14 protein-coding genes, 2 tRNA genes and 1 pseudogene are annotated in these 12234 nt (G+C 59.5%); 6 read left to right on the forward strand and 11 right to left on the reverse strand.

All coding sequences use genetic code 11. The features are described 5' to 3' along the window. Positions 1–666: 666 nt before the first annotated feature. Positions 667–1098 (reverse strand): Hg(II)-responsive transcriptional regulator, encoded by a 432-nt coding sequence (gene merR, locus QMX82_RS18260; RefSeq protein WP_003425050.1) that lies wholly within the window; start codon positions 1096–1098, stop codon positions 667–669. Positions 1099–1169: 71 nt separating this feature from the next. Here merR and merT point away from each other — a divergent pair, with 71 nt between their 5' ends. The 5 genes from merT to merB are packed head-to-tail and all read left to right on the forward strand — an operon-like array spanning position 1170 to position 4629. Next, a complete protein-coding gene (gene merT / locus QMX82_RS18265; protein ID WP_003425049.1) occupies positions 1170–1520 on the forward strand; it encodes a mercuric ion transporter MerT in 351 nt (116 codons plus the stop codon). Between the two features lie 17 nt (positions 1521–1537). Next, positions 1538–1813, forward strand: a complete 276-nt coding sequence (gene merP / locus QMX82_RS18270; RefSeq protein WP_003425048.1) for a mercury resistance system periplasmic binding protein MerP — start codon at positions 1538–1540, stop codon at positions 1811–1813. Positions 1814–1825: 12 nt separating this feature from the next. Then, positions 1826–2260, forward strand: a complete 435-nt coding sequence (gene merC / locus QMX82_RS18275) for an organomercurial transporter MerC (RefSeq protein WP_003425046.1) — start codon at positions 1826–1828, stop codon at positions 2258–2260. 35 nt (positions 2261–2295) lie between these two features. Next, positions 2296–3978, forward strand: a complete 1683-nt coding sequence (gene merA, locus QMX82_RS18280; RefSeq protein ID WP_003425044.1) for a mercury(II) reductase — start codon at positions 2296–2298, stop codon at positions 3976–3978. A gap of 12 nt (positions 3979–3990) precedes the next feature. Beyond that, positions 3991–4629, forward strand: a complete 639-nt coding sequence (gene merB / locus QMX82_RS18285; RefSeq protein ID WP_003425042.1) for an organomercurial lyase MerB — start codon at positions 3991–3993, stop codon at positions 4627–4629. A gap of 92 nt (positions 4630–4721) precedes the next feature. Here the strand turns inward: merB and QMX82_RS18290 are convergent, their stop codons facing one another. From QMX82_RS18290 to rz1, 5 genes and pseudogenes are all read right to left on the reverse strand, one after another. After that, positions 4722–5021: a plasmid pRiA4b ORF-3 family protein gene (locus QMX82_RS18290; RefSeq protein WP_003425039.1), complete on the reverse strand. Its 300-nt coding sequence runs from the start codon at positions 5019–5021 to the stop codon at positions 4722–4724. Positions 5022–5024: 3 nt separating this feature from the next. Next, the gene (gene tnpC, locus QMX82_RS18295) at positions 5025–6530 is read right to left on the reverse strand and encodes an IS66 family transposase (protein ID WP_003425038.1); all 1506 of its coding nucleotides are present in this window, start codon (positions 6528–6530) and stop codon (positions 5025–5027) included. A gap of 37 nt (positions 6531–6567) precedes the next feature. Further along, positions 6568–6912, reverse strand: coding sequence for an IS66 family insertion sequence element accessory protein TnpB (gene tnpB, locus QMX82_RS18300; protein WP_003425037.1), 345 nt, complete (start codon positions 6910–6912; stop codon positions 6568–6570). Further along, a pseudogene (locus tag QMX82_RS26125) lies at positions 6909–7205 on the reverse strand (transposase); the annotation flags it as partial. The pseudogene QMX82_RS26125 and the gene tnpB, both read right to left, overlap by 4 nt. Before the next feature lie 255 nt (positions 7206–7460). Continuing rightward, positions 7461–7619 (reverse strand): lysis system o-spanin lipoprotein Rz1, encoded by a 159-nt coding sequence (gene rz1, locus QMX82_RS26130; RefSeq protein WP_442969399.1) that lies wholly within the window; start codon positions 7617–7619, stop codon positions 7461–7463. A gap of 142 nt (positions 7620–7761) precedes the next feature. On the opposite strand from rz1, the gene QMX82_RS18310 reads away from it, so the two are divergent. Next, the gene (locus QMX82_RS18310) at positions 7762–8040 is read left to right on the forward strand and encodes an integrase (protein ID WP_282286228.1); all 279 of its coding nucleotides are present in this window, start codon (positions 7762–7764) and stop codon (positions 8038–8040) included. A 100-nt stretch (positions 8041–8140) separates the two neighbouring features. Here QMX82_RS18310 and QMX82_RS18315 read toward each other — a convergent pair. The 5 genes from QMX82_RS18315 to gacA all read right to left on the reverse strand — a co-directional run bounded on the left by QMX82_RS18315 (position 8141) and on the right by gacA (position 11451). Then, positions 8141–8214, reverse strand: a tRNA-Cys gene (locus tag QMX82_RS18315). 36 nt (positions 8215–8250) lie between these two features. Continuing rightward, positions 8251–8326, reverse strand: a tRNA-Gly gene (locus tag QMX82_RS18320). Positions 8327–8386: 60 nt separating this feature from the next. Beyond that, positions 8387–8947, reverse strand: coding sequence for a CDP-diacylglycerol--glycerol-3-phosphate 3-phosphatidyltransferase (gene pgsA, locus QMX82_RS18325; RefSeq protein ID WP_133861891.1), 561 nt, complete (start codon positions 8945–8947; stop codon positions 8387–8389). A 31-nt stretch (positions 8948–8978) separates the two neighbouring features. Further along, complete coding sequence (uvrC, locus tag QMX82_RS18330; protein ID WP_133861892.1) at positions 8979–10805, reverse strand: excinuclease ABC subunit UvrC; 1827 nt, start codon at positions 10803–10805, stop codon at positions 8979–8981. A gap of 1 nt (position 10806) precedes the next feature. Further along, positions 10807–11451, reverse strand: coding sequence for a response regulator transcription factor GacA (gene gacA, locus QMX82_RS18335; RefSeq protein WP_133861893.1), 645 nt, complete (start codon positions 11449–11451; stop codon positions 10807–10809). Positions 11452–12234: the final 783 nt, after the last annotated feature.

Below are 12234 nucleotides of genomic sequence, written 5' to 3' on the forward strand. Positions count from 1 at the left end.
ATGCGCCTAGATTTAGCAAGACACGCTCGATAGCTTCTGCTACCGAGGACTTCGGCCTTTACTGCTACTACCTCAGTATCCAGCTCACTCAACTGGGCGCCTTGCTAGGCGGTGCCATCGCACTTCTATGGGCCGCCTGGCGCAAAGAACATTAGCGCCCGACTCCCGCGGCTTCTCGCTCTGCAGCCGGTTCATTTCGGCCTAGGCCGTAAGCTGAAGCTTTGAGTCAAAGACTGCCTGACACTGGAACGGGCCCTACCGCCTCCCCTTTACCCAGCTGATCTGGCTGCGCAGTGGCCATCACCCTTGGAACAGTGAAATTAAAAAACATCCTCCAGTCGCGAGAAGCCAGATAGTTGCTCCTCCAATGAGCCTTTCGTAAGCGTCCGAACTACACCGCCTTGCATCTCAGACCTTAATCCCCTTTAACCGCTGATTGACGCGCTCACACTCAAAAACTGCGAAATTGCACCCCACTTGACCACCCATTTGCGTTGCAACTGACCAATCATTTGCATTCGAAGTGATCAGGACTCTCGGCTCTGTAGGGTAAGAGCGTGGCTAAAAGCAGACCGTAGGTTTGGCCAGTCAACGGGGCTCATTGAGCGCCGCTCTTTTCCTGTTCAAGCCGACAAACAGGGGGGCAATGAAACGGGAAATCGTAGGCTAAGGCGCGAAGTTTTCGTGGCTATCTATTCCATGCAGCGAATCGATCAGCGGGCAGCTAACCGTCCCGTGGCTCGCGCAACAGTCATCAACCAACTGCGCCAGGACCAACTCGATCCGCCGCAGATCCGCAAGTTTCCCCCGCACGTCTTCGAGCTTCTGCTCGGCGTGCACACGCGCATCATTGCAGTGCGTACCGTCATCGAGCCGCAACAGTCCGGCCACTTCATCGAGGCTGAAGCCCAGCCGTTGTGCGGACTTCACGAATTTCACCCGTGCAATATCCGCCTCGCCGTAGCGACGAATGCTGCCGTAGGGCTTGTCCGGTTCGGGCAACAGCCCTTTGCGTTGATAGAACCGAATGGTTTCCACGTTAACCCCGGCTGCCTTGGCAAAGACGCCAATGGTCAGGCTTTCCGCAGTGTTTTTCATACCGCTTGACTCCGTACCTGACTACGGAAATAACCTTAACCCATCGATCAAACATTCGAAAGGTTGAACCCATGTCTGAATCACAAAAGGGCCGTGGTGCACTCCTCGCTGGAGGTCTGGCGGCGATCCTTGCGTCCACCTGCTGCCTGGGCCCGCTGGTGCTAATTGCCCTGGGCTTCAGCGGCGCCTGGATCGGTAATCTCACCGTTCTGGAGCCCTACCGCCCGTTTTTCATCGGCGCGGCATTGTTGGCGCTGTTCTTCGCTTACCGGCGCATTTTCCGCCCGGCTCAAGCCTGCAAACCCGGTGAGACCTGCGCAATTCCGCAGGTACGAACCACCTACAAGTTCATTTTCTGGCTCGTGATGGCACTCGTGCTGGTCGCGCTCGGTTTCCCCTACATCCTCCCGTTGTTTTACTGATCAGGCAGGAGTCTCCCATGAAAAAGCTGTTTGCCGCTCTCGCGCTCATTGCCGTGGTTTCCCCGGTGTGGGCCGCCATCCAAACCGTCACCCTGTCGGTACCGGGCATGACCTGCGCCGCCTGTCCGATCACGGTCAAGAAAGCGCTGACCCAGGTCGAGGGCGTGACCAAGACCGAGGTGAGTTTCGAGAAACGCGAAGCCATCGTGACCTTCGACGATGCCAAGACCAACTCCGAGGCCCTGACCAAGGCGACCGAGGATGCCGGCTATCCATCTACCATCAAGCAATAGGAGGAAATACCAATGAGAAATCCTCTCAATCTGTTCACGCGGATCGGTGACAAAGCCAGTTCCGTCGGTGTGCTGGTTTCAGCCCTAGGCTGCGCCGCGTGTTTTCCTGCTCTGGCTAGCTTAGGCGCTGCAATCGGTCTGGGCTTTTTGAGCCAGTGGGAAGGCCTGTTCATCACCACGCTACTGCCCTTGTTTGCGGCCCTGGCGCTGCTCGTCAATTCCCTTGGCTGGCTCAAACATCGGCAGTGGCAGCGAACTGCACTCGGCCTGATAGGCCCTGTCCTGGTCTTGGCTGCGGTGTTTTTGATGCGGGCTTATGGCTGGCGGAGCGGTTGGCTGCTCTATATCGGTCTGGCCCTCATGCTTGGGGGCTCGATCTGGGATCTCGTGTCGCCCGCCCACCCCCGTTGCGCCCCGGGTGCCTGCCCACCACAGCCAAAACAGTAATGCCGCAAAGAGACCCATTTGAGGAAGTAAACGCTATGACCACACTGCGAATCCACGGTATGACCTGCGCCTCCTGTGCCGACCGCGTCAGAGATGCTCTGGAGGGAATCTCCGGCGTGCACCGGGCGGACGTCTCCTACGCCGGTGGGAAGGCCGAAATGACGGCCGACGCGGCTGTCAGCCGTGAACAAATGCAAGCCGCCGTCGAGGCCCTTGGGTATCAAGCGTCGTTCGAAGTCGCCTCGCTACAACCGCGCCCCGGCCAGCTCGATAAGGCGCTGGGCTGGTTGCGCAGCGACACCGAGGTCGGCAAAAACGGCGACGCGCTACACATTGCAGTCATAGGCAGCGGCGGTGCGGCAATGGCGGCCGCCTTGAAGGCGGTGGAAGCCGGCGCCCGCGTCACTCTGATCGAGCGCGGCACCATCGGCGGCACTTGCGTCAACGTCGGCTGCGTGCCGTCGAAAATCATGATTCGCGCCGCGCATGTGGCTCATTTGCGCCGCGAGAGTCCGTTCGATGACGGAATGCCCGCCACGCCGCCGACCGTCCTGCGCGAGCGGCTGCTCGCGCAACAGCAAGGCCTTGTCGACGAACTGCGTCACGCCAAGTACGAAGGCATTCTGGAGAGCACACCAGCCATCACCGTGCTGCGTGGCACCGCTCGCTTCCAGGACGGCCACACGCTCAGCGTCGAACTGGTCGAGGGGGGCGGGCGCGAAGTCGCGTTCGACCGCTGCCTGATCGCTACCGGCGCCGGTGCGGCCGTGCCGCCGATTCGCGGGCTGCAAGACACCCCCTATTGGACCTCGGAGGAGGCACTGGCCAGCGCCAGTATTCCGCAACGGCTCGCCGTGATCGGCTCATCCGTGGTGGCCTTGGAGCTGGCGCAAGCCTTTGCCCGGCTGGGTAGCCGCGTCACCATCCTGGCGCGCAACTCGCTGTTCTTCCGCGAAGATCCGGCCATCGGCGAGGCGCTGACCGCAGCCTTCCGCATGGAGGGCATCGACGTGCTTGAGCAGACACAAGCCAGTCAGGTGACCCACGCCAACGGCGAATTCGTACTGACCACCAACCACGGTGAACTGCGCGCCGACCAACTGTTCGTCGCCACCGGCCGCACGCCCAACACCCAAAGCCTGAACCTGGAAGCGGCGGGTGTACTGTTGGATGAACGCGGCGCCATTCAGATCGATCAGGGCATGCGCAGTAGCGCAGTGGATATCTATGCAGCCGGCGACTGCACCAACCAGCCGCAGTTCGTCTACGTCGCGGCGGCGGCTGGCACCCGTGCGGCGATCAACATGACCGGCGGCGAAGCTACGCTTAATCTCGATGCCATGCCGGCGGTGGTGTTCACCGATCCGCAGGTGGCCACCGTCGGTTACAGCGAAGCGGAAGCACAGCGCGCAGGCCTCGAAACCGACAGTCGCACGCTGAGCCTGGACAACGTGCCGCGTGCGCTGGCCAACTTCGACACGCGAGGGTTCATCAAGCTGGTCGCCGAAGCGGGTTCTGGTCGGTTGCTCGGCGTGCAGGCGGTGGCCCCGGAAGCGGGCGAGCTGATTCAGACGGCGGTGCTGGCTATTCGCAACCGCATGACCGTGCAGGAGCTGGCCGACCAGTTGTTCCCCTACCTAACCATGGTCGAGGGCCTGAAGCTCGCGGCGCAGACTTTCACCAAGGACGTAAAGCAATTGTCCTGCTGCGCTGGATGAATGGAGAGCACCATGAAATTTGCCCGCTACATTACCGAGATCGCCGAACGTCTCACCCCGACCAACCGGCCCAAAGGTTTTGCGGAGTTCTTGGTCGCGCTACTGGGTGAACTTGCCAAGGGACGCCCGATTTCGCGAACTACGCTTGCCAGGACTCTTGGCTGGCCCGCTGAGCAAGTGGCGGCTGTGCTCGAACAAGCCACCAGTACCGAATACGACAACGATGGGAACATCATCGGCTATGTCCTCACCTTGCGCGAGACGTCGCATGTCTTGGAAATTGACAACCGCCGGCTGTATGCCTGGTGCGCGCTGGACACCCTGATGCTCCCGGCGTTAATCGGCCGTACAGCTCGCGTCTCGTCGCATTGCGCTGCAACTGGAGCACCCGTTTCGCTTACGGTTTCACCCAGCGAGATACAGGCTGTTGAACCTGCCGACGTGGCAGTGTCACTGGTATTGCCGCAGGAGGCGGCCGACGTTCGTCAGTCCTTCTGTTGCCATGTGCATTTCTTCGCATCTATCCCAGCGGCAGAAGATTGGGCCTCCAAGCATCAAGGATTGACTATCGTAAGCGTCCAAGAGGCGTTCGGCGTGGGCCAGGAGCTTAATCGACATCTGTTGCAGACCCTTCCAATGAGAACATCGTGATTGGATTTCGACTCAATGTCCTACGGAGTGGGCATCGGATTTCTCTTTCCGACTTTGATCCGGTGATCCCAGCCATCGCCAAAGTCATAGACCTAGCGGAATGTCCTTTTCCCGTTCAACGCTTTGATCAGAGTCTTGCGGGTCTCCGAGTTCACGGGAGGCCCCCATCCATCGGAGTCGGGAATACCGTAACTCTCACCAGCTATTTCAAACTCATGCAGATGGTCATCGTGCCAGCCCATTGCGATCTGGATCACCGCGTGCAATTTGCCTAAGGTGATGTTCTCGGGCACCGCCACACGGCGCCAGATGGCAGGTTCGATCCACTTCAATTCAATGTGCAGTAGCAACAAATCAGGTTCGGGTTTTGGCAAGCGAACAGTTTTGACCATGGATCAGGCGGCCTCGCAGAGTTCCGTGGAGGCGAGAGAAACGTTCCAGGGCAGCAGTTCGTCGACCCGATTGATCGGGTGGTCGGCGATGCGCTCCAGCACGTGTGTCAAATAGGCTTGCGGGTTCAGGTCGTTGAGTTTGGCTGAACCCACCAGGCTGTAAATCGCAGCCGCTCGTTCGCCGCCGGCGTTGGAACCGACGAACAGATAATTTTTTCTGCCTAGCGCGACAGCACGTAGCGCGCGTTCGGCAGCGTTGTTGTCGATCTCAATTCGCCCGTCATCGCAATAGCGCACCAAGGCCTGCCACCGATTGAGGGCATAGAGAATCGCACCGCCCAATGCCGATTTTTTCGACAGTTGAGTCAGCGTCTGGTTGAGCCACGCGTGGAGTTGTTCCAGCAGCGGACTGGCTCGGCTTTGCCGAACCACTTTTCGCAGGTTGGGCGGTTGCCCTCGAATCTCGCTTTCGATGGCATACAGGGCCGCAATCCGTTGCAGCGCCTCGGCGGCAAGTGGTGAAGCCAGGTCTTTGTAGACCTCGTAAAACTTGCGCCGGGCGTGAGCCCAACACGCCGCTTCCTCAATGGTGCCCGTGGCATATAGTTGAGCAAAACCGGCATAGCCGTCCGCCTGCAAGATCCCGCTGAAGCGCTTGAGATGCGCGCGGGGATGTTGCCCCTTGCGATCCGGCGAGTAGGCAAACCAGACCGCCGCCGGTGTCGCGTCCCCCGTAGGTCGGTCGTCCCGCACGTACGTCCACAGGCGCGCCGATTTGGTCTTGCCGTTGCCCGGCGCGAGCACGCCAATCGGCGTGTCGTCGGCATGGACTTTGTGTCCGCTCATGACGTGGTGCTCAAGGGCGTTGATCAGTGGTCGCAGCAACTGACTGCTCTGGCCAACCCAGTCGGCCAGGGTTGAGCGCTCCAGCTCCACGCCCTCACGGGCGTAGATCTCGGACTGCCGATACAACGGCAAATGATCGACAAACTTCGAGACCAGCACATGGGCCAACAACCCTGGGCCGGCAAGACCTCGGGCGATCGGGCGACTCGGTGCCGGCACCTGGGCGAAGTGCTCGCAGCAGCGGCAAACCCACTTCGGACGGACATGGCGAATGACTTTGAAACGTGCCGGAACGTACTCCAGCACTTCGGACACATCCTCACCTAAATGGCGAAGCGTCCCACCGCAGCCAGTGCATTGCGACTCGGGCTGATGAACGTGGGTTTCGCGAGGTAGGTGTTCAGGCAATGGTTTACGGCGCGAAACTGCGCGAGGTGCCGGCTCGACTGGAGGTGTCATTTCGGCTTGGCTGATTTGCAGCTCATCAAGGCTCAACTGGAGCTGGTCGATCATCGCTTCCAGTTGCTCGGAGCTGCGACCGAACTGCGTACGACGCAGCTTGGCGATCATCATCTTCAAGCGCTCAATCTCTGCGTGCTGGGCAGCGATCAGCGCCTTCAAGGCTTGAAGATCATTCGGCAGGGAGTCGGTCACGAGGGTCATGCCCGAATATTACTGGGGATTTTTTCAGCGCGGCAAGTCAGACCGCGAGGACGGGTGCTGTACGAATTGGCCGGCGCCAATCAATGCCCTCCAACAGCATCGACAACTGCGCGGTCGTCAGCGACACGCTGCCGCTGGTTGCTTGCGGCCAGACAAAGCGTCCTTGCTCCAACCGTTTGCAAAACAGGCACAAGCCGTCGCCATCCCACCACAACAGTTTGATCCGGTCACCACGCCGTCCGCGAAAGGCGAAGATCTGACCGGAGAAGGGATCGGCTTCCAGTTGAGTCTGCACCATGGCCGCCAAACCGTCGAAGCCACGACGCATGTCCGTGACGCCAGCGGCGATCCAGATACGGGTTCCAGCGGGAGGGGCAATCATCGCACTAACTGCTGCAAGACGAGTTGCAGCGTCTGCGGGTCTGGTGCTCCGGTGATACGCAACTTGGCTTTTCCTACCTCAACTGCGATCTCGGAATGACACTCTGCCTGTGGCTGGAAGACTGGCGGCAGATCCATTGGCGCCTCGATCACCTGGACTGGCAAAAACGAAGCACTCTGGCTGACCGGGCCGAATAGCCCTTCTTGGTATTGCTGCCGCCAGCGAAAGACCAGATTGGCATTGACGTCATGTTCGCGAGCGATCAATGACACGGAGGCGCCAGGCTGGAAGGTGGCCTCGACGACTTGGCGTTTAAAGTCCAGCGGAAAGTTGGGGCGGCGACCGGCTCGACGGGCTGGGGCAACTGTATCCAAGATAGTGTCCACTAAAAAATGGTGTCCACTATCTTGGCCAATTTGGAGGGCTGTCAGGAGAGGGTGCTGGCCGGACGGTTACAGCCTTTCTGATTCTCTTCGATAATTCGAATTGTCTCCATCGTTACCTGGCCGGCAACGGGCAGGCTTCTCTCACGTACGACTGCAACGCCCTCAAGGCAGCCTGGTCGGCGATGACTCCGGCTCGAATACTGAGAACGTTTCGTCCAGCAGCTGGAGCGAGTTCGATGGTGATTGCATCGTCCACGCGGGCGTGGCCGGTGGAAGTACCGACGGCGGGCACTGCACTGGTAGCGGTTGGGCGGCCACCACCGATATTTCTGGTGGCTACCTGCTCGTGGGTCAGAACAAGACGACTTCGGATCCGTCTGCAAGATGGTGAAGCGGCGACAGGTCTGGGAGTGTTCTTGGAGGGGTTGCTGGAGCGGCGTGCCCTGCAGGGGTTCGGACCTCAATGCTGATCACCAACGCGACTGACTTGCGCATGAGAGCGGCGATGCTGAGGAACCGATGGGATGAGGTGAGAGAGGCAGCTGTGAAAGCAGCCGAGGAGAAAGGCGACGTCCCGCTGGCCGGTCAGATCCGGCAATTCCAATTCAGGGACATCCGGCCGAAAGCGGCGACAGAGATTGAGGACCTTGGCCATGCCAGCAAGCTGCTCGGGCACACCAAGGAGGCCATCACCCAGCGAGTGTATCGGCGCCTGGGCGAGGTCGTGGCACCGACCAAGTAACGGTCGGTTGCGGAAACGATGTCGATAGTTGCGGAAACTGACCTTTTCGCAGCACAAATGAAAAACCCCGTAGATCGTTGATCTACGGGGCTCTCAATAGTGGAGGCCGAGGTCGGAATCGAACCGGCGTACACGGATTTGCAATCCGCTGCATGACCACTCTGCCACCCGGCCTCAAACCTGAATGTCTTGCGACACTCATGTAAAACATGGAGCGGGAAACGAGACTCGAACTCGCGACCCCGACCTTGGCAAGGTCGTGCTCTACCAACTGAGCTATTCCCGCTTGGTGACGGGCGCCATTCTATCTGAGCCACCCTTCATGTCAAGCCATTGATTCAAAAACTTATTTCTTTTTCTCGGCGCTCATCAGATGCGGCCAGGCCGCCATCAGATAGGTGCACATGGACCACAGCGTCAGCGCCGCCGCGACGATAAGCAAGGCGTAGCCGCTGATGACCCAGAAGGTCATCTGCGGCGGATTGGCCAGCAGGATGACCAGGGCCAACATCTGCGCCGCAGTCTTCCATTTGCCCAGATTGGAGACCGCGACCTGGGCACGGGCACCCAGCTCGGCCATCCACTCCCGCAACGCCGATACGACGATCTCGCGCCCGACGATGATGACGGCGGGCAGCGTCAGCCAGGCGTTGGCGTGCTCCTGTACCAGCAACACCAAGGCCACGGCGACGATGAGCTTGTCCGCTACCGGATCCAGAAAGGCACCAAAGGGCGTGCTCTGCCCCAGCCGCCGCGCCAGATAACCATCCAGCCAGTCGGTCGCACAGGCGATTGCGAAGACGGTGCTGGCGGTCCAGTAGCTCCAGTGGACCGGCAGGTAGAACAGGATGACGAACAGGGGAATGAGGAAGACGCGCAGTACGGTAAGCAGATTTGGAATATTCATTGGCGCGGCTATTGGTGAACGTGAGGCGATTCTACTCGCTGTGCAAGGCGGCATAAATCTGCTCGGCCAGCTTTTTGCTAATGCTGGGCGCTTTGGCAATTTCCTCGATGCTGGCGCGCTGCAATTCGCGGAGCCCACCAAAGTGCTTCAAGAGCTCCTGCCGGCGCTTGGGTCCGATGCCAGCGACCTCTTCCAGAGAGGAGGTCCTGCGCGCCTTGCCGCGACGTGCGCGATGCCCGGTAATCGCGAAACGGTGCGCCTCATCGCGGATCTGCTGAATGAGGTGCAGCGCGGGCGAATGAGCCGGCAGGGTGAATTCGTTGGAGGGATCGTCCAGATAGAGGACCTCGAGGCCGGGCTTGCGGGTGACGCCTTTGGCCACCCCCAGCAAAACCAGATCCGGTACGGCGAGCTCCCTCAGCACCTCACGGGCCATGGCTAGCTGGCCCTTGCCGCCATCCACCAGCAAGATATCTGGCAACTTGCCCTCGCCCGCTTTCAACCGACTGAAGCGACGCGTCAGCGCCTGATGCATCGCCGCATAGTCATCGCCGGCCGTTACGCCTTCGATATTGTAACGACGATAATCCGATTTGAGCGGTCCCTCCGGCCCGAAGACCACACAGGACGCCACGGTCGCCTCGCCACTTGAATGACTGATATCGAAGCATTCCAGCCGTTGCGGTGGTTCGGGCAGATCCAGCGCCTGGACCAGGGCGTCGAAACGCACACCCATGTGCTGCCGATTGGCCAGACGTGTATTCAACGCCTGCTCCGCATTGGTTACCGCCAGCTGCTGCCAGCGTGCCCGAGTCCCGCGGACGCGATGCGCGATGACCAATTGCCGCTTATGGACTTCGGCAAAGGCGTCGATCAGCGTAGCGAAGTCCTCATGGACGGAATTGACGATGATCTCATCCGGCAGATCCCGTTCCAGGTAAGCGAGATAGTACTGCTCCAGGAAGGCGACCAGCACCTCACTGGAATCCTCCTCGATCCCCACCTCCGGAAAGAAATTCTTGCTGCCCAGCACCCGACCACCGCGGACACTGACCAGGTGGACACAGGCACCACCCGGGTTGACGAGCGCAGCGATGACATCGACGTCGCCGGTGCCTCCCTCGATACTCTGCTGGTCCTGGACACGCCTGACCAAGGCCACCTGATCGCGCAACTCGGCAGCACGCTCGAATTGCAGATTGACCGAGGCACTCTCCATCTTGACTTGCAGCTCTTCGGCCAGGGCATTGCTGCGCCCCTCGAGAAACATGGCGGAATGGCGAACGTCCTCGCCATATTCCTGCTCACTCACCAACGCAACGCAGGGTCCTTTGCATCTCTTGATCTGGTATTGCAGACAGGGCCGCGTGCGATTGCGGAAATAGTTGTCATCACACTGGCGCACCTGGAAGGCTTTCTGCAGCAGATTGAGACTTTCGCGGATGGCACCGGCACTGGGATAGGGCCCGAAATAGCGCCCCTTTCCTCTCTTCTCGCCGCGGTGAATGGTCAGCCGAGGATACTTATCCTCGGTGGAAAGATAGACGTAGGGGTAGGACTTATCATCCCGCAACAGGATGTTGTAGGGCGGCCGCCACTGCTTGATGAGGTTTTGTTCCAGCAGGAGCGCTTCGGTCTCGTTGCCGGTGATGGTGGTCTCGATCTGGGCGATCTTGGACACCATGGAAGCCGTCTTGGGCGCCAAGCCGGTCTTTCTGAAGTAACTCGAAAGGCGGTTCTTGAGGTTCTTGGCTTTACCTACATAGAGGAGCTTACCGCCCTCATCGAACATCCGGTAGACACCCGGACGTCCGCTGCAACCGGATAAAAAGGCCGCAGCATCGAAAGATTGACTCATATCAACTCGTTGCATCTACCATGCCGTGGCGAACGGCCAACATGGCCAATTCGACATCGCTGGTAATCGATAATTTCTCGAAGATCCGATAGCGATAGGTGTTGACGGTCTTGGGCGACAAACAAAGCTTGTCGGAAATGACCTGGACTTTCTGGCAGCCCGCGATCATCAGCGCGATCTGAATCTCACGTTCGGACAGCTGATCAAACGGCGATGCTTCGGCCTTGGACTGGAAGGGCTTCAAGGCGAGCTGCTGAGCAATCTGCGCACTGATGTACCGCCGACCGGCAAAAGCCTGCTTGATGGCGGTGATCATCTCTTCGATGTCAGCCCCCTTGGTCAGATACCCCGCAGCGCCCGCCTGGAGCAGACGTGTCGGAAAGGGATCTTCCTCACAGGCCGTGACGACGACCACCTTCAGGTCAGGCCGAGTGCGCAAGAGCTTGCGCGTAGCTTCCAGCCCACCAATACCGGGCATACGGACGTCCATCAAGACGACATCCGGCTCGAGTTCACGGGCCAGCATCAATGCATTTTCGCCACTGTCTGCCTGGCCGACGACCTGGATTCCTGCTACATCCGCGAGCATCCGTACGATGCCGGTACGAACAAGATCATGGTCGTCGACAACTAGCACCTTGATCAAAATCGAATCCCCTTCGCTTGCGCTTTCATCGCTTGCGTCACCTGAGCACCTGTCCGCGGATCCTAACGTTCAAGGGATAGGATCCTGGGCCACGCTAGAAATTTGGTTGGTCATGCAAAGAAAAAAGGGGTACGACGCTTCGCACCCCTTGCCTACCGGCCTTAGGCCATTGGGCATTGTATACCGAAAAGGTTAAGGAAAATGTACTAGATCAGAATCATTCCCGATCAGGTTACCGGTGGCTATGAGGGTTCTCTGGCAGGCTGCTGCAGTCGATCTCGGCCAGCGTAGTCTTGCCAACTCGCTATATCGGCAGCGCACGCTCGACAGCTGCACAAGTAATCGGAGCCTGCCCTGGTGGCCATTTCTCCAGGCCTGTCATGCCTGCGGCGACCTCAAGACGTTGGGCTTCGCAAGCTCGACCCAACCTACAATGATTCTGTGCCGCGCTTCCAACACAACAGCCCGGCGCAGCCGGGCTGTTGTGCTCTTGCGGACTTAAAACAGCATCTGCCTGACAGGCACTGCTCCAACGCCGCCGCCGCGCCCTTTGGTCCCCTCTCCCCCCGGGAGAGGGCTAGGGTGAGGGCACCCTCAGCGACGCGGCTTCAGGCTTCCGCTAGCCGATTAGCTGCTTCCAGCGCCCTGGTTCCCGACCAAACTTTTCCCGCCGCAAAGACAACACCCCCGCCAGAGTGATCTGAGCGGGGGTGCTGGGTATTAGGCGCTTGACGATGACCTACTCTCACATGGGGAAACCCCACACTACCATCGGCGATGCAT

Source organism: Pseudomonas sp. PS02302, from assembly GCF_029959585.1.
GTDB lineage: Bacteria > Pseudomonadota > Gammaproteobacteria > Pseudomonadales > Pseudomonadaceae > Chryseomonas > Chryseomonas aestiva.